Here is a 25,732-nt window from a genome sequence, read left to right on the forward strand (position 1 = left end):
TATGCTTGCTTTCCTCTTAAGCAATATAAGTGATGAGTACGACAAATCGGAAGGATACCTAGTCCATGATCTATTGGAATCAGTATCGCTGCTACTTGCTGAACAAAATGTAAAGATAGAGAATGTCGAACAACTTATCAATGTAGATAATCTGTCAGACGGTCTACTTGAAGCATTTGTGTCACAGCGCAAGGGAATAACAAGGACGAAGGCGACATATGCCAAAGGACAACTGTTTGCTGTGGGCAATGGGGAGATTACAAAGGGAGACTTGTTCGAGACCAAGAATGGTGTGCAATTCGAAGCACTTGAAACGGTGATGATTACAGGTAGTGGAACTGTTAATATACAAAGCGTTAAGGCTGGATCTGCTGGAAACGTATCAGCCAATCAGATTATACAAATGCCTGTAACCATTGCTGGCATTACGTCTGTGACGAATCATAACTCAACTGTGGGCGGTTATGAGGAAGAATCAGACGAAAGCCTGAGAGAGCGCTATTACATTGCTACACGCACGCCGCCAACGTCTGGAAACATATATCACTACTTTCAATGGGCAAAAGAAGTATCAGGCGTAGGAGATGTGAAGGTGTTTCCTGTTGCTCGTGGTGACAACACAGTTGAAGTGGTTATTATTGACCAAAATCGGCAGCCAGCTGCTGCAGAACTCGTGGAACGGATACAGGCATATATCGATCCAAATAGCGAGGGACTTGGCAACGGTCAGGCACCGATTGGGGCGAGATGCTATGTTATTTCCGCTGAATCATTGGCAATTAACATTGCTGCTACCGTTACAAAGTCGGTTGGCTATGATGAATCAACGGTTACAGCAAATATCAAAGCATCGATTATCAACTACTTAAGGAGCATTGCCTTCAAAACTTCATACGTAAGTTTTGCAAAAGTAGGCGAAGCTTTGATCAATGCTGAAGGCGTAGAGGATTATTATGGGCTTACAGTAAATGGTGGAACAGCAAACGTGGTAGTTAATGAAAAGCAAGTAGCGGTGCTAGGAGGTATTGCGCTTGGATAAAATCACAGCGAACATGCACAAAGTGATGCGACAAGATCCGTTAACAAACGAACTAAGCGGATCAATTGGTCTATCTATAAGTAACTTTGACGAGCGAATCGATATGTTTAAGATGCAACTGGACATTGATACGGCAACATGGGCGCTAGATGTATATGAAAGTGAACTGGGTATCCCGATTAATCATACTAAACCGCTCGATCAACGACGAAGTGTAATTAAGTCGAAGTTGCGTGGGAGCGGAAATATAGGAGCTGCACAGATAAAGCTTGTAGCAGACTCATTTACAAACGGAAACGTAGAAGTATCTCTTGATACAGGCATTGTAATTGAATTTACAAGTCTATTTGGTGTTCCTACTGCTTTAAATGATTTGAAATCTGTATTACGGACTATTGTTCCAGCACATTTAAATATCAACTATGTGTTTAGATATGTCTTATACAAAGATATCAAGTCTCGCTTATACAGTGAATTAAAAACAAAATCATACAAAGAACTATTGAACGGAGTGGTATAGATGGCAGCGACACAACTTTATAATCTGCCGCTTATCGACGAGAATAACACAGCCGATGTACCTAGAGACTTTAACGCATTATCACAAGCGGTTGATAAAGCAATCAGCGAAGCGGTAAACGGCATTGAGGTCACACCAGAGAGCATTGGTGCAGCATCAAAGAACGAATTTGACGCTCATATAGCTGATTTAACTTCACACGTACCGTATGTAGTTGCAGGTGGTACGGCAAATGTGTACACAGCATCAATCACTACCCCACTTACTGGATACGTTGATGGCATGGCACTGGCAGTTAAGATCAACAATGCAAACACAGGAGCGTCCTCAATTAACGTAAATGGATGGGGAGCTAAACCAATTAAGCGATCGAATGGCTCCGATATGCTCAACGACATGCTTAAAGTAGGATTGGTTTACACGCTTCGATACTCTGGAACGGCTTTTATCTTACAGGGTGAAGGGGGTGAGTATGGGACAGCGCAAGCCCAGCACGTCATACGACCGTACACTATCGGGACGGACAGCGGACTTGTTGAGGGCTCCCTTCTAGACTTTAGAACATCCAATGTTTCGGTCAGTTCGTCAAAAATAAAAGAGGTTGACGGACTAAACAAGACTATCCAGATAGCGCCGGGATCATCGGCTGGTATCGGTCCCGATACGACGTTTGCAGCCAAGGTTGATAACTTATCTCCAGATAACGTAAAGCACGGGGTCAAGGTGGGGAACTCAGCAGCTACAGACCCTAAGCAGTACATGACAGGCACATACACGAGCGACGGATCTATTGCTGCAGACTCAGTGCTTAATGCACGAGTAGGCTATACACAAGGTCAACGAGTCGTAGGGAATATTCAACACAGGTACGTAGGCGGCGGTGCAGGTCAGGCTAAAGCGCACTATGACACAACAGCGCCCGCAGAGTCTGGGGCGTTTAGCGACGACGGGAAAATATACGCTTACCTTCAAGCAGCCAGCACCGCACGCATATGCTACGACGGGGGGACTTTCATTAGATCGGCGCAACCAGACTTAGTGCCGAGCAACATTCTGGCTGGCAAGAACATCATGGGCACGGCTGGGAACATACCAGTTCTAAGTGGCGTACGAAACGCTCAAGGCACAGCAAGATGGGGTGACGGAGCCCTAGCCGTGTATACAGAACGTGGCTATCAGAGCGGAGGAGCTGGTGGCGGCGAGATCAAGGTGACACCAGCTCAATTACAAGCCGCAGAAGGTGGGCTGAGACCTCAATACATCCAGTCAGGCATTGGTATATTTGGGATTACAGGAACGTTACAGCCTAGGCTTTACGCAGAGGGCACAACTACGGCATACCAAAGCTCGGTTTCAGCCGACTATAAGTTGATAAAAGCAACTAACCTAGGATTTAGACCTAAAGCTGTTTTTGCGATAAGATCAGATCTTAACTCCGATTATACAGCAATGGCTTCAGAGTTTCAGAGATTCGCTGATAACAGATCGTACGCTGTTTACTTTTATACCGACACAACATCAGGGCAGCCCAGAACAGCCAGAGGAGCGAGTACGGGTACGCTATTTGACTACGGGTTTGAGTTTACTGTTCACTATAGGCAATACAGCACAGAAGGGACAGGAGTAGAGTACAAGTGGTATGCATACGGATAATAGACAAGGAGACAAGGACTAGCAGTAACTACGAGTATCGTGTCTATTGTAGCCCCTGTATTCTACTTTCTCTATGGAAGTTAGTAGCTGATACGATACTAACGCTGAAGTTCTTTACTGCGATAGACATTTTCGCTGGTGTGTCAGCAGCATACGAAGACGGTTTTACAATGACTATTTTTACATCAGAATACTCACAATCAAACATAACTATATCATGGGAAGCATTTGAATAAGGAGGTGTATAGCATCATGAATACTTTAATTATTTACGACAGCACAGGACGCATTATACAATCAATGGCGGGCGATGTAAGAGAGCCTGTAGGTGTCCCGTTTATATGGTTTGAAGTACCAGAAGATAAACGTGTTGATAGTGTTGACGTGACAGCTACACCGCACGCTGCGGTATTGGTTGATTATCCAAAGAGTACACAAGATGAAGTTGAGGATCTCAAAATGGAGAATGCAGCAGTCATTATGCAAGTTGCTAGTTTGGAGATGCAAAATCAGCAATTAGCAACAGATCAAGCAGGTTTGCTCATGCAACTTGCCGAGAAGGGAGTTATTTAACATGAACTGGTACACAACAATCAAACGCTATTACGATATGGGGATCTACGTCAATGACCCAACTAGACCGATGTATGTCGGCAATTTCGTGGTTTATGGAAAGATAACACCTGAGCAGTACCAAGACATCACTGGAACAGAATACGTAGCAGCTTAAAGCGCAGCCGAATCGGTTAGCGCTATTTTTATGCCCTATTGATTATGTTCAATAGGGCTTCATTATCACTAAAGGTGTGATTAAATGTGTTACTTGAACAAATTAAAGATACAGTTTTAGAAGTTGGCAACTATTATCACAAGTGTATTGAGTTAATTAAACCAATATGGGTCTTTCTTTACACTGGAATCTCTTACCTACTCTTCCCTGATGAATCTTACATCCCACCTACTATTGGCTTACTCATAGCACTATTTCTTGATGTGATAACCAAGTATTATTCAATTGCGAAACAAAATGGTGGACTATGGAATTCAATTAAGACAAAGAAAATTACTTCAGAATCATTATGGAGAGGTTCATATAAGAAAATAGTTAGCATTCTCATAGTAATGATTTTATGTGGTTTACTGATGAGATTTACAGCGTTTCTTCCTGCTATAGCTACTACGGTAACAACAATCTCCTATACCTTCATGTTTTATCGTGAAGTTCAATCAATTCTAGAGAATATGATTGATGCTGGACACGACGACTTGAAATGGTTTCTCGGAGTAATAAAGCGCAAGAAGAATGAAGTTATTGAAGAACATACTGACGATATTGACTCTACTCAATAGATAAAAATAAGGAGGAAAGCAACATGTCATATGACTTTCTAAAGCAAGGATACATACGAATCACTAGTAAGTATGGATGGAGACAAAACCCTCTGAAAGCTTCTGAGCGTGAGTGGCATAAAGGTATTGATTTGGTTAAATCTCACAAAGCTCCTATTTATGCATTTGTAGGAGGAAAAGTTGCTCATGCCAAACTTGGGATATCTGGAAGTGGATTAGGTAATTACGGATATACAGTTGTAATACAAGATAGTGCAAATGTATACCATGTATACGCCCATTTGGACAGTATAAGTGTTTCGTTAGGACAAGTAGTTAAACAAGGACAAGAAATCGGAAAACAAGGCAATACAGGTGCATCTGCTGGTTCACATTTGCATTATGAAGTGAGACTGAATACTTCACCTAGTTATGGTTTAGGTTCTGACACTGATCCGACAGAATATCTAACGAAGTGGTTTGAAAAAGAATCTAAACAGCAAACAAAATACGTTCCGATTTACGCTAATGGTAAAAGATTGGTTGACGGAATATTGATTAATGACCTTACGTTTGCTCAGGTTAGAAGTATTACAGAGACTTATGGTGGAAAGTTAGATTGGAATGGAAAGACACTAAAAGTAAACGGTAATATCGTTAAAAGTGCAAAATTAATAAACAGTTACAACTATGCTCATGTTCGAGAGATTGCTGAAATACTTGGTGTTAAAGTTGAATGGGTTAACAATGAAATAAAATTATCTAAATAGGAGTAGATTATAATGGATAACTTAATAGTAATTGGAATTGTCACACTGGCATTTACAGTGGGATTATTTGTCGTCCCCTATTTGCAGAAAAAAGGTATACTCAATAAAGATTTAGTTGAAGGAATTACACGATCAACGTTTATTGCTAAAGCAGTATTGCGAGTCTTGAAATTGGACACTGAACTAGCCAATAAAACTAATATTTCATTGGAGATTGCAGATATTGTTGCTGACTATGTTGGTGATTTATTGGAGCTAAAACCTGATGAAGATAAAGGAAAAATCGCATTAGATGCAATTCAAATGGTTCTGATGAAGTTGAAAATTACACCAAGCGAAGATGAAATGGAGCTTATTAAAATTATTGTTAATGAAAGCTTAGCTTGGCATGATAGAAAAGAAGTTAAGTAGGTATTTTTCAAAAAACAGGTATAATTCTTGTCTCATTTCAAATTTTGTCCCCTATTTTTTGAAAATACCGTTACTTATAGACACGGTATGTGATATATTGGGAGTATAAACCGATAGGTATATTATCGCAACCAATTCTTTCGGTTAATACTATTGGCTCATCATACATACACTAGTCTAAACAAAACTAGGAGGTGTGTATAATGGACAAGGAGGAAACGAATATGGGCGCAGTAACTCAAATTGATAAGTCTAAAATGTCTGGTCTTACAAAGGATAAGAAAGACATCCTTAAAGGATTCGTAGGGAAATCGTCCTCAAAGATCGACTGGACTAAAGTGAGGGACGAATTCAGAAAATGAATCTAATCGACTTTAATGATAACTTTCAAGGCTTTTTAGAAAAAGAGGATATCCTTCTTGATACTGGAATTATTCTTGGATTATTGAATGAAAAAAGTAAGTGGCACCAAACTATTAAGAACTTATTTGATTCACATATATTCGAGAATGACAATGTTATGTTTCTATATGTAAATCCTACTATGCTTAATGAAGTCACCCATTTAGGAGAAAGACCAATCTTAGAATATATTCGAAGACATCCTACAGAAGGTATAACAAAAGCTGATGCAGAAATCGCTTCAGATGAAATGGTTTCGGATATAAGACAGCTTATAGATGAAGGAATCTTCTTAGTTCTAGATGGCAACAAAGATAGCGTTTTAAAACAACTAGAAGTATATAAGGATTTAGGTTCTGCAGATGCAGTGAATGCTTCGTTAGTAGATACATATGGCATTAGTTTATTAACAGTTGATAGTAAACTTGCACACAATATGAAATCAATTGAAGCAAAACTTCAGAACGTTTGTAACGTATATTATACTAGCGGTGCACATACAACATACTAGAAACAGTTTAAGAGCATCCATTCAAAGAATTGGTGCTCTTTTTTTGCTTTATATAGAGACAAAGCCCCACATTACTCATTTGAGTGTGTAGGGCTATTTTTTTCTTTGGGGAAAATTGAAAGGTATTTCACCTTTGAGAGTTCTTGTGAAATTAGGAAAAAAGCCTTACTATTCACTGTTAAATATATACATTGTATGGTTTAATAGTTGTATACGACTTGTTCGAGTGGGGTGGATACTATGGGAGCAAAAAACAAGGTTATTGCTGGTGATTATCAAGGTAAAATGGTGATGTCTACATTTGGAATCCCTATTATTAACACTAGTTTTACTAAGTCAGTTAATATTGATAAAACGACAGTTGAAGAGTACGAAGTAATGGACGAAGAGAAACGTAAAAGTGCATCTAGTGCAGTAGGTCGAGGTTTTGTGGGTGGACTAGTTCTTGGCCCCGTTGGTTTATTAGCTGGTTTATCGGCTAAGAGTAAAGGGGTATATGTTATTGCGATTCAGTTTAAGGACGGCAAGAAAAGTTTGCTAGAAGTTGATGATAAGATACATAAGGCAATCATGACTAAGTTATTTTAAACATATTTGAGTATTTAACCCTTACCTTACAGGTGAGGGTTTTTTAATTGATTTTTGTGTATAAAATAGCATGGTAATGTTATACAATATAATAATAATAGTGCATTCTTAACAGGGGGAGGATATTATGAATAAAATCAATGTTGCTGCTTATTGTAGAGTTAGCACAAACAGTATAGACCAAGTAAATAGTTTCGAGAATCAACAATTGTATTTTATTGATAGAGCCAATCAAAAAAAGGATGAAAAATTAGTAAAGATATATGCCGACAAGGGTATTACAGGAACAAGTATCAAAAAACGAGATGAGTTTAAGCAAATGATTTATGATGCAGGAATAAATGAATATAAGGGAAATAAAAAATTTACTTATGAGGCAGATCCGTCCAGAGAGCCAAAGTTTAGTAAAATCTATGTGAGGAATACAAGCAGGTTTACAAGAGACGTTGCAATCATTGATATATTGCGAGAACTACTCAAGAAAAAAGTGCATGTTCACTTTCTAGATATTGATTTAATTTTTGACGGTGAAGATAAGGAATTTACATTAAATTTATTTCTTAACTTCTCACAACAAGAATCTGTCGATAAATCAAAAAAAGTGAAGGACGGTAATTCGGTATCTGCATTAAAAGGAGTCATTAGAGTTGGAGGTAAGGGGTTGTATGGATATGACTATCACTCTGATACGAAGACACTAAGCATCATTGAAGAAGAAGCTGAAACTATAAGGAAAATATTTGAACTATATATAAATGGTTACGGTATCAGAAGGATTATTAATTACTTACATGACAACAACTACTATCCACGTAACAAGGGTGAATATTTTCCGATAAACACCATAAAAAATATCTTGTCCAATGAAAAGTACTATGGTAATAACGTGCGAAATAAATATAGCGCAGGTTCAGTATTCAATAAAACAACAGCCAAATTAAATCCAAGGAATGAACAAATAGATCATGAAGACAAGATACCTGCGATTATTGATAAAGAAACCTTTTTCAAGGCTCAATCGATAAAGAAGGAGAAACCACATCATATTAGTCAAAAAGGAGTATATAAAGGGATATCCGAATATGCTAGCTTAATTATTTGCGACAAGTGTGGTAAAGCTTACGTTAGCAATGTTGATCGTGGTAGACATTTTTATAATTGTAGTACTAAAAAATCAAAAGGTTCAGTGATATGCAATGCTCCAAACATCAGTAAATCTATTTTAAATGAAGCAATTGAATACTTTGCTCAAGAAGATGGGATTAAAAACACGATTATAAACATACGTCAAAATTATATTGATAATCTTAATCAAATTACTCAACTTCTTGAGGGTAAGATTGACAACCAAAAGCAAAATGATGCGGATTCCATTGGTGACGAAATAAGGGAGTTGAACGAGCAAAAATATAGACTCATTAAATTATACATGTCTGGAAAATTCGATGAAATGACGTTAGATAAAATGTCTACAGAGCTGGATAAAGAGATTGTGGAAAAACAGAATATTTTCAGAGAGCTAACATTATCGAACGAAGAAATTATAATTGAAACGAATGAGATTAAACAGACAATTAATGATTTAATGTCTATGGACATTAAGAGTACTTACACCCGTCAGGAAGCAATTAATCAGATATCGAAGATTACAGTATGTGAAGCTGAAAGTGAAACGGAAGAAAAGATGGTACTTCTAATTTTTGAGTTTAAAGTATTTGAGGTGTTGAATAAAATTGTCAGTAAGTATCAAGAGATGGACAAATTCAATACTCATGAAGGTGTTTCAATTAGAGTTAAATAATATACTGAGTTGATGGGTAATGTTCTATAACGTGAGAACATTATGCATACCTGCCGCTGTAACGATTAGCGCGCGCTTTACATGCCATTGCCCGCGTACGTCGGCGTAATCCTCGCGTCCTTCTTGAGCATGCTCATGCACGCTCACGGATTCAGAGCTGCTGCGCGATCCTCGCTCGAATCGAGCGGGCATCGATGTATCCCAGCCTCTGAGCTCATCCAATCTCGTCAGGGGATATATATCAACATCTTTGACTAACGAGGCTTCGTCTGCGTTAGCCGCTGGCACCAGCGCCCTGCGAATTCCCTGACGCTTGGCTTCATCGATCAACGCAAGCACGCCGTGAATAGGGCGTGTTGTACCGTCCAGAGCAAGCTCGCCAATGATGAGCATGTCTTCGAATGGTTCGGGCCGCAGCTGTCCGCTGGTGATGAGCAGCGCCACCGCTACGCCCAAATCAAAGGTCGAACCCGCCTTCTTCACATCAGCGGGAGCGAGATTGATCGTAATCCGTTCAAGCGGGAATATCCAACCATTGTTGCGAACCGCGCTCCTTACCCGATCTATCGACTCGCGAACAGCAGCATCTGGCAGTCCTACCAGATGGACCTGAGGCAAACCGCGAGAAATGTCGATCTCAATAGCGATCATTTTGCCTTCAACACCGATGACAGCCGCACTTTTGATTACTCCGTACATAACAAAAAACACCTCTCCCTATTCATATTCCGCAACAGCTTCCTGAAATTGTGTCAGTTTGCGGAGATTCATAGGAAAGGTGCTTCCTTATCCCGAAAAAATCACTATAATAGTATTATATGGAATTATATGCTGTGGAGTCAATGCTCTGATGGAAATCATTCTCATATAGAGATGATATCTATATCAAAAAAATGTACATTCTTGTCAAAATTGGGGAACCCAGCGCATATGAATCATGGTACAATGTGATCGGAATAGTTTAAATTTTAAAATGTCAACAGTGAAGTACATTTATTTATGAAAGCGGAAGCGTTTACTTTTAGTATACGCATCGCCAATTCTCTTTTGGTATGAGACGTGGGAAACGCATCATCGATTATACCTAGCATCACGTCAATCGAGCCTTACAAGCATTGAATCGGATAGGGGGATGCACAATGAATATCCACGAATATCAAGGCAAGCAGGTTTTGAAACAATATGGCGTAGTTGTGCCTAACGGCAAGGTGGCATTTACAGCTGAAGAAGCAGTTGCTGCTGCGCAGGAATTAGGGTCTAAGGTAGTCGTTGTGAAAGCGCAAATTCATGCGGGCGGCCGCGGTAAAGCGGGCGGCGTCAAGATTGCTAAGAGCATTGACGAGGTGCAAGCTTATGCACAAGAGCTGCTTGGCAAGGTACTGGTCACGCATCAGACAGGTCCTGAAGGCAAAGAAGTGAAGCGTCTCTTGATCGAACAAGGCTGTGACATCAAGAAAGAATACTATGTAGGCGTTGTCGTAGACCGCGCTACTGGCTGCGTCGTGATGATGGTATCCGAAGAAGGCGGCATGGAGATTGAAGAAGTCGCTGCTCATTCACCAGAGAAGATTATCAAAGAAGTAGTAGATCCTGCAATCGGACTGCAAGCATTCCAAGCTCGCAAGCTGGCTTACGCTATACATATTCCAACAGAGCTGGTAAACAAGGCAGTTAAATTTATGATGGCTCTTTATCAAGCTTTCGTCGATAAAGATTGCTCTATTGCTGAGATCAATCCGCTCGTCGTAACGGGCGATGGTCAAGTGATGGCGCTTGATGCGAAGCTAAACTTCGACTCCAATGCTCTCTATCGTCATGCTGATATCCTGGAGCTTCGCGATCTGGATGAAGAAGATGAGAAAGAGATAGAAGCTTCGAAATTTGACTTGAGCTATATCGCGCTGGACGGCACAATCGGCTGTATGGTTAATGGTGCCGGCTTGGCGATGGCTACGATGGATATCATCAAATACTACGGCGGCGAACCGGCTAACTTCCTCGATGTTGGCGGCGGTGCGACGAAAGAGAAGGTTACGGAAGCCTTCAAGATCATACTATCCGATCCGAACGTCAAAGGGATATTCGTGAACATATTTGGCGGTATTATGCGCTGCGATGTTATCGCTGACGGTGTCGTTGAAGCAGCCAAGCAGATTGGGCTTGACCGACCGCTTGTCGTTCGGTTGGAAGGCACGAACGTTGCTCTTGGCAAGCGCATCCTGAACGAATCCGGCCTTAACATCGTGGCTGCCGATTCCATGGCGGATGGCGCGCAGAAGATTGTCGCATTGGTTCAATAATCTGGCGGAAGAAAGGATGGTAGCGCGATGAGTATTTTAATCGATAAGAATACAAAGGTCATTACGCAAAATATGACAGGCAAAACAGGTATGTTTCATACCCTCGGCGGACTAGAGTATGGAACGCAGATGGTTGCGGGTGTAACTCCTGGCAAAGGCGGTACCGATGTAGAATTCAAACTAGAGAACGGTACTATCGTCACTCTGCCTGTTTATGATACAGTAGAGGAAGCAAAGCGCGAGACAGGCGCAACAGCTAGTGTTATTTATGTGCCTCCAGCATTCGCCGCGGATTCTATCATGGAAGCGGTAGACGCTGATCTGGATCTTGTTATCTGCATTACAGAAGGTATCCCTGTATTGGATATGGTGAAAGTTAAGCGTTACATGGAAGGCAAACGCACTGTGCTTATCGGACCTAACTGCCCTGGCGTAATCACACCAGGCGAGTGCAAGATCGGTATCATGCCAGGATATATTCATACTCCAGGACATGTGGGCGTTGTATCTCGAAGCGGAACGTTGACCTACGAAGCAGTTCATCAATTAACTTCACGCGGAATTGGTCAATCGACCGCTGTAGGTATCGGCGGCGACCCTGTTAAAGGAATGGAGTTCATCGACGTATTAAGCCGTTTCAACGATGATCCAGATACGTATGCGGTCATCATGATCGGTGAGATCGGCGGAACCGCGGAAGAAGAGGCTGCTGAGTGGGTACAAGCGAACATGAAGAAGCCGGTAGTAGGCTTTATAGGCGGTGCAACTGCTCCTCCTGGTAAGCGTATGGGTCATGCCGGTGCAATCATTTCGGGAGGCAAAGGAACTGCGGCTGAGAAGAAAGCGAAGCTCGAGGAATGCGGTATCCAAGTGGCGCCTACTCCTTCGGAAATGGGCTCTACACTTGTTAAAGTGCTAGAGGAGCAAGGACTTCTCGAAAAGTGTATTACTCATCAACATGCATAATGTCTAAGGTAAGCAACCTTATAGCGCGAAGCGCTAATAGGGTTGCTTTTTTTTATGTTGTTCGATCGAAAGATCGTGAAAGCTCTTGCAATATTGAGTACTCTCAAGCACAATAAGGAAAGCGGTAAACGCTTTCCTTCATTATAATATGAAGGAGTGTTAGTTGATGAAAGTATGGAGCAGTCGTGATGTGCTATTCGGATTGCATGAATTAATGGGGATTGGCTGGAAGTCGATCCGTGCTGTTGAAGAGTTGATAGGCTGGGAGGAACTGCCGGACTGGGTTGGCCGCAGTGCTGATGATTGGCTTGATCTAGGCTTTAGACCTTCAGCAGCGGCTATACTTTCTAAGGGATTGACGAACGAGCATATACATATGAAGATGGATCAGACGTATAAATCAGGCATAAATTGGATTACGATGTTAGATGAACGCTATCCACCTCTGCTTAAAGAAACGTCTGAGCCGCCTTGGGTATTATATGGCATTGGTGATTGGTCCGTATTGGATCATCGCGTTAAGCAAGCTGTTGCAATGGTTGGGACTCGGCATGCAACCGTATATGGGAAGAAGGTTGCTTTCCGTCTCGCTGCTGACCTCGCGGCAATGGGAATTACTGTCGTAAGTGGCCTAGCGAGAGGAATCGACGCTGCTTCTCATGAGGGTGCATTATCTACAGGTTCCACTATCGCTGTATTAGGCAGCGCGATTACATCGCTCTATCCGCCAGAGCATATAGACTTGGCTCATCGAATAGCGGCGAGCGGATTGCTGATCACGGAATATCCGATTGGCACGATGCCGCGAGCAGGCTTATTCCCTCGACGCAATCGTATTATTGCTGGATTAACGTTGGCTACGGTCGTAGTAGAGGCCCCGTTGAACAGTGGGGCTATGCTTACGGCGGATATTGCATTAAATATGTCCCGTGACGTGTTGGCGGTTCCTGGGCCGATTACTTCTCCGAAATCAGACGGGACATTTAAGCTGCTGAAAGAGGGCTCCAAGCCGGTTGCGAAAGTGGAGGATATAATAGAAGAAATATCAAGTCAGTTGACAATTCTCCCATCGGCAGATAATAATGGAACGGTCACGTCAGTTAGAAGCAGAGCTGCGGAGGGAGAATTATCTGAGCACGAAATGCTAGTAATGGATCGTTTAGAAGGACAACGAGCGACATTTGATGAATTGTTATTCAGTACAGGCCTTCCATTTGCACAATTGCATTCTATTTTGTTATCCTTACAATTAAAAAAGAGAATCCATGAACACGCAGGTGGCGTTTATGGTTCGATATGGACATAAGAGTTGTTGGAGAGGAGGATGTGCCTATGGCAGATTCACTAGTTATCGTGGAATCACCTGCCAAAGCCAAGACAATTGGCAAGTATTTAGGCAGCAAATATATTGTTAAAGCATCAATGGGTCATGTGCGCGATTTACCCAAGAGTCAGACTGGGGTTGAGGTGGAAAATAACTTTAATCCAAAGTACATCACGATTCGAGGAAAAGGTTCGGTGATTAAGGAACTCAAGGATGCGAGCAAGAAAGTCAAAAAAGTTTATCTCGCAGCTGACCCCGATCGCGAAGGGGAAGCCATTGCATGGCATCTTGCACATGTATTGGACCTTAAGGAAACAGATGCATGCCGCGTCGTCTTCAATGAAATTACGAAGCAAGCGGTGAAGGATGCGTTTAAGACCCCGCGTCCGATTAATATGGATCTCGTCCATGCACAGCAAGCGAGACGTATCCTTGACCGTTTGGTAGGCTATAAGATCAGCCCTCTTCTCTGGAAGAAAGTGAGGAAAGGCTTGTCAGCCGGTCGTGTTCAATCGGTATCTGTGAAGCTCATAATCGACAGAGAGAATGAGATCGACGCATTTATTCCAGAAGAGTACTGGTCGGTTACGGCAATTCTTGAAAGTGGTAAGTCAACGCTTGAGGCGAAGTTCCATCAGTTGAAAGGTGAGAAGAAAGAGCTCTCATCAGAAGATGATGTGAAGGTGATTCTGAAGGCGATCGGAGAGCATCCATTTGTAGTAAATGAAGTAAAAGAAAAAGAACGGTTGCGCCATCCTTCGGCGCCGTTTACGACGAGCTCCCTGCAGCAGGAAGCTGCGCGCAAGCTAAACTTCCGGGCGTCTAAGACGATGTCTGTCGCTCAACAGCTGTATGAAGGTGTTGAGCTGGGTAAAGAAGGAACAGTCGGTCTTATCACCTATATGCGTACCGATTCAACACGCATATCGCCAACTGCACAGGAAGAAGCGAGCGGCTACATCATAGACAAATACGGTAAAGAGTATATGCCGGAAACTCCACGTCAATATGTGAAGAAGTCCGCTAACGCTCAGGATGCACATGAGGCGGTTCGCCCGACGTCCATCCTGCGAGATCCAGAGGCGATGAAGCCATTCCTGTCTCGCGACCAATTGCGCCTGTATAAGCTGGTCTGGGAACGATTTGTATCCAGTCAGATGTCTTCCGCCGTTATGGATACGATGACGATTGATATTGGTGCTGGCGAAGCGGGTTTCAGAGCTACAGGCTCCAAGGTACGCTTCCCAGGATTCATGAAAGTATATGTGGAAGGCAATGATGATGGAACCGTAGAAACGGATAAGCTTCTGCCTCCGATGTCAGTCGGAGATAAGCTGAAGAAGCAAGCGATAGAGCCGAAGCAGCATTTTACACAGCCTCCTCCGCGTTATACAGAGGCTCGTCTTGTCAAGACGCTGGAAGAGCTCGGAATTGGACGTCCGAGTACTTACGCGCCTACGCTGGAAACGATTCAGAAGCGCGGCTACGTTGCGATTGAAGAGAAGAAGTTTGTGCCGACGGAGCTTGGGGAATTGGTCAATCAATTGATGGAAGAGTTCTTCCCGGAGATTCTGGATGCTGAATTCACAGCTCACATGGAAGAGGATCTGGACCATGTTGAAGAAGGCCAGCAGGACTGGGATAAGGTACTAGCTAACTTCTACGAATCATTTGAAAAGCGGTTGGAAGTAGCGGAAGAAGAAATGAAGGAAATCGAAATCGAAGACGAAGTATCCGATGAGATCTGTGAGAAGTGCGGTAAGCACTTAGTGTATAAGATAGGGCGCTTCGGTAAGTTCCTAGCCTGCTCTGGATTCCCAGATTGCCGTAATACGCGGCCTATCATTAAGGATACTGGTGTTTGTTGTCCAAAGTGCAAAGAAGGCAAGCTTGTGGAACGACGCAGTAAGAAAGGTCGTATATTTTACGGCTGTGACCAGTATCCGACATGCGACTTCGTCATGTGGGATAAGCCTTCAGCCATTCCGTGTCCATCTTGCAGCAGCTTGATGGTCGAGAAACGCTCGAAGCAAGGGACTAAGCTGCAATGTACGCAATGCGACCATTCGGAGACGTTGCAAGAAGCTGACGACGAAGATTAGCTTATGAAGACGACCTGAGAAGGTCGTCTTTACTTGCTTGAATACAGTTTGTACATAGAGGTAATGGAAAGACTAACTGGAATACACTCGGTTAGAAGTATAGGAGGAAACAACGATGGATAAGCAGAGAGTGACCGTTATCGGCGCTGGATTAGCTGGCAGTGAAGCCGCATGGCAGATTGCCCGTCAAGGTGTGCCGGTAACTTTATATGAAATGAGACCGGTGCGTCAGACGCCCGCGCATCATACGGATCAATTTGCAGAGCTTGTATGCAGCAACAGCTTGCGTGCCAACGGCCTTGCCAATGCGGTGGGTGTGATGAAGGAAGAGATGCGCATGCTGGATTCCTTAATCATGTACGCCGCTGACAAGCACGCAGTGCCAGCTGGCGGGGCGCTCGCTGTGGATCGCGACGGATTCTCAGCAGAGATCACAGAGAAGCTTAAGCAGCATCCATTGGTCGAAGTGCGCAATGAAGAGATGGAGTCGATTCCGACTGACGGCATTACGGTTATTGCAACAGGACCGCTAACATCTCCCTCGCTGTCCAGCGAGATTAAAGCATTGATGGGAGAGGAATACTTCTACTTCTATGATGCAGCAGCGCCTATAGTCGATAAAGACAGTATCGACATGGAGAAGGTATATCTAGCTTCCCGATATGATAAGGGAGAGGCGGCTTACCTTAACTGCCCAATGACAGAAGAAGAATTCAATGCTTTCTATGAGGCGATTACGACCGCTGAAGTAGCGGCATTGAAGGAATTCGAGAAGGAGATCTACTTTGAAGGCTGCATGCCGATCGAAGTGATGATGAAGCGAGGCAAGCAGACTGCATTGTTCGGGCCGATGAAGCCTGTAGGCCTGCCAGATCCGCGCACAGGCAAGACTCCTTATGCAGTAATCCAGCTCCGCCAAGATAATGCCGCTGGAACATTGTACAACATTGTTGGTTTCCAGACGCATCTGAAGTGGGGCGAGCAGAAGCGCGTATTTCAGATGATTCCAGGCCTTGAGAATGCGGAATTCGTCCGTTATGGAGTCATGCACCGCAACACGTTTATCAATTCACCTAAGCTGCTTAAGCCGACTTACCAGATGAGTGAGCGGGACAACCTGTTCTTTGCTGGACAAATGACGGGTGTTGAGGGCTATGTCGAATCTGCGGCATCCGGACTTATTGCAGGCTTTAATGCAGCGCGTCTTGCATTATCGAAGCCTTGCATTACGTTCCCGCACGAATGTACACTCGGCAGTATGGCTAACTATATTACGACTGCAGACCCTAAGCATTTTCAACCGATGAATGCCAACTTTGGTCTATTGCCTGCACTTGAGCAGCGAATTCGCAACAAGCGAGAGAAGAACGATCAGCTTGCTAATCGTGCGATCGAAACGTTGAAGAGCTTTGCTGAACAGCTAAAATCAGAACAATAGGTTAACAGGAGAAGTTTGCTTAAGACGACAGATGAGGTTTCAGCCTCATACTGTCGTTTTGCTTGTTGGATGTTCTTTCATTTATAATAGGTGTTAGCAATATTGGTGTATCAACATAAATATAATAAGAAATGAAGTATAACTGCACGATTTACAATTATCTTTCAGGGGCAGGTGTTTAGAAGTATGGAAATGCAGTTTCATGCGACAACCATATGCGCTGTGCGACACAACGGCAAAGGTGCCATTGCGGGCGATGGACAGGTAACCTTCGGAAATAGCATGGTCATGAAGCAGCATGCGCGTAAAGTGAGACGCCTGTATCGAGGTCAGGTCGTAGCCGGCTTTGCGGGATCAGTTGCTGATGCCATCACATTATTTGAGAAGTTTGAGAATAAGTTGGAAGAGCATCATGGCAACCTGCAACGCGCTGCTGTTGAATTAGCTAAGGATTGGCGCCAGGACCGTGTCCTGCGTAAGCTGGAGGCGCTCATGATTGTAATGGATTCCCAATACATGCTGCTGATCTCAGGAAATGGAGAAATTATTGAACCTGATGACGATATTCTGGCAATCGGTTCTGGAGGATCATTTGCCTTATCTGCAGCGAGAGCGTTAAAGCGACATGCGACAGACATGACAGCTAAGGAAATGGCATCAGCATCCCTTCAGGTTGCTAGCGAGATATGTGTGTACACGAATGGCAATATCATTGTTGAGGAGTGCTGACAGCACAACTGAATGGAGGGACTTGAAATGAGCGAGCAAGCTTGGACACCCCGACAGATCGTCGGTGAGTTAGATAAATATATAGTAGGCCAGAAGCAAGCAAAGAAGTCAGTCGCTATTGCCCTGCGGAATCGATATCGCCGCAGTAAGCTGGATGAAGCGCTTCAAGATGAAATTGTGCCAAAGAACATACTGATGATCGGACCTACAGGTGTAGGTAAGACGGAAATTGCAAGACGATTAGCGAAGCTGGTAAAAGCCCCATTCGTAAAAGTGGAAGCAACGAAGTTCACTGAAGTTGGATATGTTGGTCGAGATGTAGAATCTATGGTCAGAGACTTGATCGAGACCGCGATCCGCATGGTTAAGCTTGAGCGTACGGAGGGTGTTAAGGATAAAGCGGAAGATCTGGCAAACGAACGTTTGGTGGAGCTTCTAGTCCCTGCTCCAGCAAGTCAGAAGCAGCAGCGTAATCCGTTTGAGATGCTCTTCGGACAAGGCAATGCGAATACCGAAGAACCGGAGCCTAAAGAAGACTCCGCTATTGTGGAGAAACGACGCATCGTGCGCATGAATCTAGCTGCTGGTCATCTGGAGCAGGATATGGTGGAGATTGAAGTGGAGGAATCCGCTCCGAATATGCTGGATATGCTGGCTGGCCCAGGCAATGAACAGATGGGCATGAACATGCAGGAAATGCTCGGCAGCCTGTTGCCGAAACGTACGAAACGCCGTAAGTTGAGCGTAAAGGATGCGCGTGTTGTTTTGACTCAAGAAGAGGCATCCAAGCTGATCGATATGGATGAGGTTATACAAGAGTCCGTACGCCGAGCGGAGCAATCCGGCATTATCTTTATCGATGAGATCGATAAGGTGGCTTCAAGCGGCAGAGGCTCAGGACCAGATGTATCCCGAGAAGGGGTGCAGCGCGATATTCTGCCGATCGTTGAAGGCTCAACGATTATGACCAAGTATGGTCCGATCAAGACCGACTATATCTTGTTCATGGCTGCAGGAGCATTCCATATTGCGAAGCCTTCTGATCTTATACCGGAGCTTCAGGGGCGGTTCCCGATTCGGGTAGAGCTGACCAGTCTATCAGTTGGGGACTTCGTATCCATTCTAACTGAACCGAAGAATGCGTTGACGAAGCAATATATTGATTTATTGAAAACAGAAGGACTGCAATTGTCATTTTCCGATGGCGCAATTCAAGAAATTGCACGTATTGCATATTCCGTCAACCAGAATATGGAAAATATAGGTGCTCGCAGGCTGCATACAATCATGGAAAAGCTACTAGAAGATATTTCCTTTGAGGCGCCGGAATTAACCTTGTCAGAATTTGATATTACACCTGAATATGTGCGGGAGAAGTTGGCAAGTATCTCACAGGATCGTGATCTAAGCCAATACATCCTATAATAGCAACAATTTTTAATATTTCGATCGCAAACAATTTACCACTTAAAATATAATAATGTAAGAATATATGTGCATATGCTCATGTATTAGTTCATAATTTCCACCAAGCCCAGTTCTTTCATTTGAAAGATAGGGCTTTTTGTCTATTGTTTTCGTTCACAAATTCTAGGATGATTAAATTGAAATATGACATGGATCTTGTCTAATTATGTTGATTTGACGAGAAATGTGTAGAAAATTCAGATTGCAATGGGGAGTTACCATATTTTGCATTAGGTTTTTTGCTTATTTTAGCTTTTTTTGTCGAGTTAAAGAAGGAAAATGCAGTATTATGTAGAATTAGTAGTTTTTATAAGATCTGTTGAAAGTGAGGGGAAGACGTGGACTTGTTAGGTAGTACAACTTTTAAGCAATTAGAAAGTGGCATTCAAGCTTCTTCAGCAAGACACCAAGTCATCACGAACAACGTCGCGAATGTTGAGACACCTTATTTCAAGCGTTCTGATGTAGAATTTGAATCGCTGCTGCGCAATGAAATGAATGAAAACACTTTAACTGGCACTAGGACGAATTCACGTCATTTTTATATCGGTCCCAGTCAGTCCATTCCTGAATATCGCGTCGTTCAAGACGAATCTACAGTGATGGGGAATAACCAGAATAATGTCGATATTGATGTGGAAGCGGCGAAACAAGCTGAGAATCAGCTTCGCTACTATACATACATCCAGCAAGCAAACCACCATATCAATATGATGCGTACAGCGATTGATTCTAGGAGGTAGCAAAAGTAAATGAACATCAGCAACAGTTTTCAGATCAACGCGTCTGGTCTTACTGCGCAACGTCTTCGAATGGATGTCATATCCTCAAATATTACCAATGCGGAAACTACTCGTGCCCAGGTAATCAACGGCCAAGCGGTTCCTTACCGCAGAAAAGTAGTCGTAATGGCTCCAACACAGCCCTCCTTCGAGCAACAGCTTCAAGCGGCAACGAACGGAGGATCATCCCCAAAAGGTGTAAAAGTAGCCCAAATTAAAGAAGATGATTCAGAATTCAAGCTTGTATATCAGCCATCGCATCCTGATGCGAATGCACAGGGGTATGTTTCCATGCCTAATGTCGATATGGCTAAAGAAATGATTGACATGCTTGGAGCTACCCGCTCTTATGAAGCGAATGTGACTGCATTGAATGCATCGAAATCCATGATCATGAAAGCATTGGAAATCGGAAGAGGCTAATAAGCCGTACAACAAAATAGTTGAAATTGATTAAGTAAGTGAAATGAGGGACAAGCATGATTCAAAACACGATGTTGGCTGCACAACCTGTCCAAGCTTCTACTGCTGCTTCAGTGAAAAGCCCAAGTCATACACCAGCCGAAGTAACGAAGGCTTTTAGTTCCCATCTCCAAGATGCACTCCAGCAAGTTGACACTCAAGAGCAACAAGTAAACACAATGACCGAGCAATTCATGCGGGGTGAAGTGGACGTCGATCAACTCATGATAGCCTCTCAACGTGCGCTCCTGAATTTACAACTGACAGTAACAATTCGCAACAAGGTCGTCGAAGCGTATCAAGAAATTATGCGCATGCAAATGTAACGACTTGACGTCTTACATCGTTTTCGTGGGGTGAAGAGGAGTGAATGAAAAAATGGCCCAGTACAGAGAAAAAGCATCTCAGTACTGGAATCAGTACAGCAAGAAGCAAAAAGCTATGATGCTTGCAACTCTTGCTGCTGTAGTATTAATCATAGGAATTGTAACTTTCCAGTTATCTAAGACCGAATATACGCTGGCGTTTCGCGATCTAAATTCGAACGATGCAGCAGGAATAATTGAGTATCTGAACACAAGCGGAATAGACTATCAGCTCAGTGCTGACGGCAGCGCAATATCCGTTCCAACTTCCGTCGCTTCCAAGGTGAAGGTGGATGTTGGTGCTCAAGGAATTATCAAGAACGGCTCTCTCGGCTTCGACTCCTTCGGAGAAGAAGGGTTGATGAGCGGTATGACAGACAATGTGTTCGACGTTAGATACAAGGACGCTTTAAACGGTGAAATCGAAAGACTTCTCCGCGAGATGAATGGCGTCAAGGACGCACAGGTGTTAGTCAACCTGCCGAAAGAAACGGTGTTCGCGGTTGAATCACAGCCGCTCGCAAGCGCTTCTGTAATACTCAAGTTCGAACCAGGATTTGATCCGAGCCAACAAGTAGTTGACGGATACTTCAATCTTATTAAGTCAGCAGTACCGAATCTGCCGGTCGAGCAGATTACGTTAACCAGCTCTGAAGGGCCGCTGTACGCTACTGGCAGCGCAGGCTCCGGCACAGGAGCTCTCGCTGGTCAAGTTGAAGAGCAGCTTGCCATTCAACGCCGTTACGAGCGTGACTTAGCCGAAAAGGTAAGAAGCTTTATGGCCAGTGCAACTGGAATTGAGCTCGATAAAGTTAATGTGCTTGTCTCCGCTAATCTCAACTTCGATAAAGTGAACAAGGAAGAGAACCTGGTTCAACCTGTCGATACTGAAAATATGAAAGGTATTGAAATTAGCGTACAAGAGCTTCAAGAATCCTTCTCCGGTTCTGGTGCCGATCAAGGCGGAGTCGTTGGAACAGGGACGGAAGATGTTACCAATTATCCAGGCGCTTCCGGCTCAGGCGACACGAATTCAGAGAAATCTCAGCGTACTGTCAACTATGAAGTCAATCGTATCAAAAATACGATTGAAGCTAGTCCATATGCATTGCAGGATTTAACGATACATACGGCTATTGAGTCCGATGATTTAACGGAAGACAATATCAATGCACTAGAGAAAGTTCTTGGCTCGATCGTGTCCGCTCAATTGAAAACTTTCGGAACTAATATTACAGACGCCGAATTGGAATCAAAAGTTTCTGTCATTTCTCAAAATGGGACTAACGACGGACTTCCGGGTACGACTTCAATCCCTTCGTGGGTCTGGTATGGTGCTGGAGCCCTTGCTTTATTGCTAATCGGCGGTGGAGTAGCATTCGGTGTAGCCCGCAGCCGCAAACGTAAGCAAGAAGAGTTTGAGGACGAAGACATGCCGTTCATGCCAACGCGAACAGAACTGCCTTCAATAGATTTGGATTATGCAACGAATGAGAATCAAGTGCGCAAGCAGCTGGAGACACTTGCGAAGAAGAAACCAGAAGAGTTCGTTAATCTTCTGCGCACTTGGTTAGCAGATGAATCGAGGTGAGCATAGATGGCAAGACCATCTCAAGGTTTAACCGGCAAACAGAAAGCGGCAATCTTGCTCATTTCACTAGGTCCGGAAGTTTCAGCACAAATATTTAAGCATCTACGCGATGAAGAAATTGAGCAGTTGACGTTAGAGATTGCAAATGTCCGAAAAGTGGATGCTGCCGAGAAAGAAACCGTATTAAGCGAATTTCATCAAATCTGTATGGCGCAAGAATATATATCGCAAGGCGGTATTCAATACGCCAAAGAAATATTGGAGAAGGCGCTTGGCTCGTCAAAGGCTGTGGATATTATCAACCGTTTGACAGCAACGCTGCAGGTTCGTCCATTTGACTTCGCTCGCAAGGCTGACGCGCTTCAGATCTTGAACTTTATCCAGAATGAGAGTTCACAGACAATCGCTCTTGTACTGTCCTATCTCAATACAGAGCAAGCATCGCAGATTCTGTCGTCGCTTCCGCCTGAGAAGCAATCCAGCGTAGCGCGCAGAATCGCGCTCATGGACAGCACATCACCTGAAGTGATCAGTCAAGTAGAGGCTGTACTTGAACAGAAACTATCAGCTACTGTGACTCAGGATTATACAAGCGCGGGCGGTGTCGAATCGATCGTCAACATCTTGAACGGCGTCGATCGCGGCACAGAGCGCACGATATTGGATTCGCTCGAAATTCAAGATCCCGAGCTTGCTGAAGAGATTAAGAAGCGGATGTTCGTATTTGAAGACATCGTCAATATCGATAACCGCTCTATCCAACGGATTATTCGGGATATTGATAACGGCGACCTGCAGCTTGCGCTTAAAGTCGCCAGTGAGGACGTTCGCACTGCCATATTCCGCAACATGTCCAAGCGAATGGCGGATACGTTCCGCGAGGAAATGGAATTTATGGGTCCCGTACGCCTGCGCGATGTAGAAGAAGCTCAGACTCGCATCGTAGCTACAATTCGTCGCTTAGAAGAATCCGGCGAGATCATTATCGCTCGCGGCGGAGGAGACGATGTCATTGTCTAACATCATTAAGTCTTCTCATTATGTGCCAGTAGAACAGATGAGAATGTTAGAGGCGATCCGAAGAGAGCGTGAGAGGCTTTCCGAGCAAGAGCAGCTGGAATATGAATCGGCTATGACTGCTGAACGACTGCTGGAGCAGGATAAGGAGTTGGAAGAGCTTCGGCGCTCGATCTTGCTGGATGCTCAGAGCTTTGCAGAGGATCAAGTGAGGGCATCCTCTGATGAAGCCGAAAGCATGCTCGAGGAGGCAAGACAGCAGATCGAAGCTTGGTGGAATCTACGCCGAGAAGAAGATGAACAGCTTCGTGAGTCTGTGCAGCAGGAAGCCTATACGCAAGGCTATCATGAGGGTATCTCACAAGCGGAGCAAGAAATTAAGATCGCCTACGAAGAGAAGATCGGCGAGGGGGCTGCTGTTCTGCAACAGGCCTATAAAGCGAAGGAGCAGATCATTCAAGAGGCTGAACCTTTCGTAGTTGCTGTGAGCTGCTCTGTCGCGGAGAAGATTATTGATCGTCAGCTCACGCTGGAGCCTGAGCTCATCGTTGAGCTGGCACGCAAGCAGCTTTCTCGCAAGCGTGAAAGCGGAAGAATCACGTTATGCGTGTCGCCTGAGGATTTCAACTTCGTCCATGCTGCTCGTGAAGAGCTGAGCATAGCGATTGATTCGCAGGCCGAGCTGCTTATTATTCCAGATGCCAGCGTGAGGGACCATGGATGCGTAATCCGTTCATCTCTAGGAAGTATTGATGCTCGGATAAACACACAGCTGGAAGAGTTGAAGAAGGCATTGCAGCAGATCGCGATGCAGCATGAGGAGCAGAGCGACCATGAAAGCTAGCAACGGGTTAACGTTGAACGCGGAGAAGTATACGGAGTATCTCCAACACATCGATCCAGTGCGAGTTAATGGAAAGGTTACTCAGGTTATTGGCTTGACCGTCGAATCTGAAGGCCCGGATGCCAGCATCGGTGAAGTATGCCATATATATCCGAGTAAAGGTCATGAGCCTTTGATGGCGGAGGTCGTCGGCTTCCGCGATAACCGGGTCCTGTTGATGCCGCTAGGCGAGCTGAATGATATTGGCCCAGGGTGCGATGTGATCGGTACAGGCAAACCTTTAACTGTGCAAGTCGGATCTGAATTGTTAGGCAAAGTGCTGAATGGGTTAGGACAGCCGTTAGATGGTTCGTTTCTGCCAACTCGAATGGCAAAGTACTCGACCTCTGCTGTACCTTCAAACCCGTTGAAACGTCAGCGTGTGTCTGAGCCTATTGGCGTCGGCGTCAAAGCGATTGACGGATTGCTAACGATAGGCAACGGTCAGCGGGTAGGGATATTCGCAGGCTCCGGCGTCGGAAAGAGTACATTGCTTGGTATGATCGCTCGCAATACGGCAGCTGACGTCAACGTTATCGCATTGGTCGGTGAACGAGGCAGAGAAGTGCTGGAGTTTATGGAACGCGATCTAGGCCCAGAAGGGCTTGCTCGTTCGGTAGTTGTGGTAGCTACCTCCGATCAACCAGCATTGGTCCGAATCAAAGGAGCGGTCATTGCAACTACGATTGCGGAATACTTTCGCGATCGCGGCTTGAACGTGATGCTGATGATGGACTCGGTGACGCGATACGCCATGGCGATGCGTGAAGTCGGTCTTGCCATCGGCGAGCCGCCGGCAACGAGAGGCTATACGCCTTCCGTATTTGCGGCGCTGCCGAAGCTGCTTGAGCGCAGCGGGACTGGACCTCACGGTTCAATAACCGCCTTCTACACCGTATTGGTAGACGGCGATGACATGAATGAACCAATAGCCGACGCCGTGCGCGGGATATTGGACGGGCATATCGTATTGAACAGAAGCATCGCTCATAAAGGGCATTATCCGGCAATAGATGTCCTAGCAAGCGTCAGCCGTGTTATGAAGGATATCGTTCCTGAAGAACATCAGATAGCGGCAGAACAATTGAAGCGGCTGTTGGCGGTACATAAGGAATCCGAGGACTTGATCAATATCGGAGCGTACCAGCGCGGTACGAATCCAGCAATAGATGAAGCAATCGATGCTATTCAGGATATTAATGATTTCACGAAGCAGCGTATAGATGATGCGGCGCCATACGATGAGACGGTGCAACGCCTTCAAATGCTGTTTTAAGGAGAG

General features: G+C 44.3%; 27 protein-coding genes. 26 read left to right on the forward strand and 1 reads right to left on the reverse strand.

Annotation, left to right across the window (positions count from 1 at the left end):
• Position 1 precedes the first annotated feature (1 nt).
• From AC3WTP_RS16255 to AC3WTP_RS16310, 12 genes are all read left to right on the forward strand, one after another.
• Positions 2 to 1,039 (forward strand): baseplate J/gp47 family protein, encoded by a 1,038-nt coding sequence (locus tag AC3WTP_RS16255; RefSeq protein WP_492395785.1) that lies wholly within the window; start codon positions 2 to 4, stop codon positions 1,037 to 1,039.
• Entirely contained in the window at positions 1,032 to 1,559 is a 528-nt protein-coding gene (locus AC3WTP_RS16260) for a putative phage tail protein (RefSeq protein WP_492395684.1), read from the forward strand. The genes AC3WTP_RS16255 and AC3WTP_RS16260 overlap by 8 nt, the downstream gene beginning before the upstream one ends.
• Positions 1,560 to 3,212 carry a hypothetical protein gene (locus tag AC3WTP_RS16265; RefSeq protein WP_492395685.1) on the forward strand — a complete coding sequence of 551 codons (1,653 nt, stop codon included), beginning with the start codon at positions 1,560 to 1,562 and terminating at the stop codon, positions 3,210 to 3,212.
• Positions 3,213 to 3,464: 252 nt separating this feature from the next.
• The gene (locus tag AC3WTP_RS16270) at positions 3,465 to 3,785 is read left to right on the forward strand and encodes a hypothetical protein (protein ID WP_492395686.1); all 321 of its coding nucleotides are present in this window, start codon (positions 3,465 to 3,467) and stop codon (positions 3,783 to 3,785) included.
• Between the two features lies 1 nt (position 3,786).
• Positions 3,787 to 3,942, forward strand: a complete 156-nt coding sequence (locus AC3WTP_RS16275; RefSeq protein ID WP_492395687.1) for an XkdX family protein — start codon at positions 3,787 to 3,789, stop codon at positions 3,940 to 3,942.
• A gap of 86 nt (positions 3,943 to 4,028) precedes the next feature.
• A complete protein-coding gene (locus AC3WTP_RS16280; RefSeq protein WP_492395688.1) occupies positions 4,029 to 4,562 on the forward strand; it encodes a phage holin family protein in 534 nt (177 codons plus the stop codon).
• 23 nt (positions 4,563 to 4,585) lie between these two features.
• On the forward strand, positions 4,586 to 5,311 hold the full coding sequence (locus AC3WTP_RS16285; protein WP_492395689.1) for a peptidoglycan DD-metalloendopeptidase family protein: 726 nt from the start codon (positions 4,586 to 4,588) through the stop codon (positions 5,309 to 5,311).
• Between the two features lie 12 nt (positions 5,312 to 5,323).
• Complete coding sequence (locus AC3WTP_RS16290) at positions 5,324 to 5,722, forward strand: hypothetical protein (protein ID WP_492395690.1); 399 nt, start codon at positions 5,324 to 5,326, stop codon at positions 5,720 to 5,722.
• A gap of 203 nt (positions 5,723 to 5,925) precedes the next feature.
• Positions 5,926 to 6,084, forward strand: a complete 159-nt coding sequence (locus tag AC3WTP_RS16295) for a hypothetical protein (protein WP_492395691.1) — start codon at positions 5,926 to 5,928, stop codon at positions 6,082 to 6,084.
• A complete protein-coding gene (locus AC3WTP_RS16300; RefSeq protein ID WP_492395692.1) occupies positions 6,081 to 6,635 on the forward strand; it encodes a hypothetical protein in 555 nt (184 codons plus the stop codon). Before AC3WTP_RS16295 ends, AC3WTP_RS16300 begins: the two co-directional genes overlap by 4 nt.
• A gap of 240 nt (positions 6,636 to 6,875) precedes the next feature.
• Positions 6,876 to 7,223, forward strand: a complete 348-nt coding sequence (locus AC3WTP_RS16305) for a hypothetical protein (RefSeq protein ID WP_492395693.1) — start codon at positions 6,876 to 6,878, stop codon at positions 7,221 to 7,223.
• Between the two features lie 127 nt (positions 7,224 to 7,350).
• A complete protein-coding gene (locus tag AC3WTP_RS16310; RefSeq protein ID WP_492395694.1) occupies positions 7,351 to 9,024 on the forward strand; it encodes a recombinase family protein in 1,674 nt (557 codons plus the stop codon).
• A gap of 24 nt (positions 9,025 to 9,048) precedes the next feature.
• Here the strand turns inward: AC3WTP_RS16310 and AC3WTP_RS16315 are convergent, their stop codons facing one another.
• Positions 9,049 to 9,723 (reverse strand): magnesium chelatase domain-containing protein, encoded by a 675-nt coding sequence (locus AC3WTP_RS16315; protein ID WP_492395695.1) that lies wholly within the window; start codon positions 9,721 to 9,723, stop codon positions 9,049 to 9,051.
• A 440-nt stretch (positions 9,724 to 10,163) separates the two neighbouring features.
• Here AC3WTP_RS16315 and sucC point away from each other — a divergent pair, with 440 nt between their 5' ends.
• The 14 genes from sucC (at position 10,164) to fliI (ending at position 25,726) form a co-directional block, all read left to right on the forward strand.
• Positions 10,164 to 11,324: an ADP-forming succinate--CoA ligase subunit beta gene (gene sucC / locus AC3WTP_RS16320; RefSeq protein WP_492395696.1), complete on the forward strand. Its 1,161-nt coding sequence runs from the start codon at positions 10,164 to 10,166 to the stop codon at positions 11,322 to 11,324.
• 27 nt (positions 11,325 to 11,351) lie between these two features.
• Positions 11,352 to 12,290: a succinate--CoA ligase subunit alpha gene (gene sucD / locus AC3WTP_RS16325; protein ID WP_492395697.1), complete on the forward strand. Its 939-nt coding sequence runs from the start codon at positions 11,352 to 11,354 to the stop codon at positions 12,288 to 12,290.
• A gap of 166 nt (positions 12,291 to 12,456) precedes the next feature.
• Positions 12,457 to 13,596: a DNA-processing protein DprA gene (dprA, locus tag AC3WTP_RS16330; protein WP_492395698.1), complete on the forward strand. Its 1,140-nt coding sequence runs from the start codon at positions 12,457 to 12,459 to the stop codon at positions 13,594 to 13,596.
• A 26-nt stretch (positions 13,597 to 13,622) separates the two neighbouring features.
• The gene (gene topA / locus AC3WTP_RS16335; protein ID WP_492395699.1) at positions 13,623 to 15,716 is read left to right on the forward strand and encodes a type I DNA topoisomerase; all 2,094 of its coding nucleotides are present in this window, start codon (positions 13,623 to 13,625) and stop codon (positions 15,714 to 15,716) included.
• Between the two features lie 115 nt (positions 15,717 to 15,831).
• Positions 15,832 to 17,154 carry an FADH(2)-oxidizing methylenetetrahydrofolate--tRNA-(uracil(54)-C(5))-methyltransferase TrmFO gene (trmFO, locus tag AC3WTP_RS16340; protein ID WP_492395700.1) on the forward strand — a complete coding sequence of 441 codons (1,323 nt, stop codon included), beginning with the start codon at positions 15,832 to 15,834 and terminating at the stop codon, positions 17,152 to 17,154.
• Between the two features lie 186 nt (positions 17,155 to 17,340).
• Complete coding sequence (gene hslV / locus AC3WTP_RS16345; RefSeq protein ID WP_492395701.1) at positions 17,341 to 17,883, forward strand: ATP-dependent protease subunit HslV; 543 nt, start codon at positions 17,341 to 17,343, stop codon at positions 17,881 to 17,883.
• 27 nt (positions 17,884 to 17,910) lie between these two features.
• On the forward strand, positions 17,911 to 19,308 hold the full coding sequence (gene hslU, locus AC3WTP_RS16350) for an ATP-dependent protease ATPase subunit HslU (RefSeq protein ID WP_492395702.1): 1,398 nt from the start codon (positions 17,911 to 17,913) through the stop codon (positions 19,306 to 19,308).
• Positions 19,309 to 19,688: 380 nt separating this feature from the next.
• Entirely contained in the window at positions 19,689 to 20,093 is a 405-nt protein-coding gene (gene flgB, locus AC3WTP_RS16355) for a flagellar basal body rod protein FlgB (RefSeq protein WP_492395703.1), read from the forward strand.
• Between the two features lie 9 nt (positions 20,094 to 20,102).
• Complete coding sequence (gene flgC, locus AC3WTP_RS16360) at positions 20,103 to 20,555, forward strand: flagellar basal body rod protein FlgC (protein WP_492395704.1); 453 nt, start codon at positions 20,103 to 20,105, stop codon at positions 20,553 to 20,555.
• Positions 20,556 to 20,611: 56 nt separating this feature from the next.
• Entirely contained in the window at positions 20,612 to 20,920 is a 309-nt protein-coding gene (gene fliE / locus AC3WTP_RS16365; protein WP_492395705.1) for a flagellar hook-basal body complex protein FliE, read from the forward strand.
• A 40-nt stretch (positions 20,921 to 20,960) separates the two neighbouring features.
• The gene (fliF, locus tag AC3WTP_RS16370) at positions 20,961 to 22,550 is read left to right on the forward strand and encodes a flagellar basal-body MS-ring/collar protein FliF (RefSeq protein WP_492395706.1); all 1,590 of its coding nucleotides are present in this window, start codon (positions 20,961 to 20,963) and stop codon (positions 22,548 to 22,550) included.
• Positions 22,551 to 22,556: 6 nt separating this feature from the next.
• Complete coding sequence (gene fliG / locus AC3WTP_RS16375) at positions 22,557 to 23,570, forward strand: flagellar motor switch protein FliG (RefSeq protein ID WP_492395707.1); 1,014 nt, start codon at positions 22,557 to 22,559, stop codon at positions 23,568 to 23,570.
• The gene (locus AC3WTP_RS16380) at positions 23,563 to 24,411 is read left to right on the forward strand and encodes a FliH/SctL family protein (RefSeq protein ID WP_492395708.1); all 849 of its coding nucleotides are present in this window, start codon (positions 23,563 to 23,565) and stop codon (positions 24,409 to 24,411) included. The genes fliG and AC3WTP_RS16380 overlap by 8 nt, the downstream gene beginning before the upstream one ends.
• Complete coding sequence (gene fliI, locus AC3WTP_RS16385; protein WP_492395709.1) at positions 24,401 to 25,726, forward strand: flagellar protein export ATPase FliI; 1,326 nt, start codon at positions 24,401 to 24,403, stop codon at positions 25,724 to 25,726. The genes AC3WTP_RS16380 and fliI overlap by 11 nt, the downstream gene beginning before the upstream one ends.
• Positions 25,727 to 25,732: the final 6 nt, after the last annotated feature.

The organism is Paenibacillus sp. EB106-04-04-XG159 (genome assembly GCF_058791835.1).

Coding starts and splice junctions, on each gene's coding strand:
- AC3WTP_RS16305 (WP_492395693.1), top strand. CDS start 6,876: ATGGGAGCAAAAAACAAGGTTATTGCTGGTGATTATCAAGGTAAAATG.
- hslV (WP_492395701.1), top strand. CDS start 17,341: ATGGAAATGCAGTTTCATGCGACAACCATATGCGCTGTGCGACACAAC.
- AC3WTP_RS16265 (WP_492395685.1), top strand. CDS start 1,560: ATGGCAGCGACACAACTTTATAATCTGCCGCTTATCGACGAGAATAAC.
- sucD (WP_492395697.1), top strand. CDS start 11,352: ATGAGTATTTTAATCGATAAGAATACAAAGGTCATTACGCAAAATATG.
- AC3WTP_RS16270 (WP_492395686.1), top strand. CDS start 3,465: ATGAATACTTTAATTATTTACGACAGCACAGGACGCATTATACAATCA.
- AC3WTP_RS16290 (WP_492395690.1), top strand. CDS start 5,324: ATGGATAACTTAATAGTAATTGGAATTGTCACACTGGCATTTACAGTG.
- topA (WP_492395699.1), top strand. CDS start 13,623: ATGGCAGATTCACTAGTTATCGTGGAATCACCTGCCAAAGCCAAGACA.
- fliG (WP_492395707.1), top strand. CDS start 22,557: ATGGCAAGACCATCTCAAGGTTTAACCGGCAAACAGAAAGCGGCAATC.
- AC3WTP_RS16300 (WP_492395692.1), top strand. CDS start 6,081: ATGAATCTAATCGACTTTAATGATAACTTTCAAGGCTTTTTAGAAAAA.
- fliE (WP_492395705.1), top strand. CDS start 20,612: ATGATTCAAAACACGATGTTGGCTGCACAACCTGTCCAAGCTTCTACT.
- AC3WTP_RS16295 (WP_492395691.1), top strand. CDS start 5,926: ATGGACAAGGAGGAAACGAATATGGGCGCAGTAACTCAAATTGATAAG.
- sucC (WP_492395696.1), top strand. CDS start 10,164: ATGAATATCCACGAATATCAAGGCAAGCAGGTTTTGAAACAATATGGC.
- flgC (WP_492395704.1), top strand. CDS start 20,103: ATGAACATCAGCAACAGTTTTCAGATCAACGCGTCTGGTCTTACTGCG.
- dprA (WP_492395698.1), top strand. CDS start 12,457: ATGAAAGTATGGAGCAGTCGTGATGTGCTATTCGGATTGCATGAATTA.
- AC3WTP_RS16285 (WP_492395689.1), top strand. CDS start 4,586: ATGTCATATGACTTTCTAAAGCAAGGATACATACGAATCACTAGTAAG.
- fliI (WP_492395709.1), top strand. CDS start 24,401: ATGAAAGCTAGCAACGGGTTAACGTTGAACGCGGAGAAGTATACGGAG.
- trmFO (WP_492395700.1), top strand. CDS start 15,832: ATGGATAAGCAGAGAGTGACCGTTATCGGCGCTGGATTAGCTGGCAGT.
- AC3WTP_RS16315 (WP_492395695.1), bottom strand. CDS start 9,723: ATGTACGGAGTAATCAAAAGTGCGGCTGTCATCGGTGTTGAAGGCAAA.
- AC3WTP_RS16310 (WP_492395694.1), top strand. CDS start 7,351: ATGAATAAAATCAATGTTGCTGCTTATTGTAGAGTTAGCACAAACAGT.
- AC3WTP_RS16275 (WP_492395687.1), top strand. CDS start 3,787: ATGAACTGGTACACAACAATCAAACGCTATTACGATATGGGGATCTAC.
- AC3WTP_RS16255 (WP_492395785.1), top strand. CDS start 2: ATGCTTGCTTTCCTCTTAAGCAATATAAGTGATGAGTACGACAAATCG.
- hslU (WP_492395702.1), top strand. CDS start 17,911: ATGAGCGAGCAAGCTTGGACACCCCGACAGATCGTCGGTGAGTTAGAT.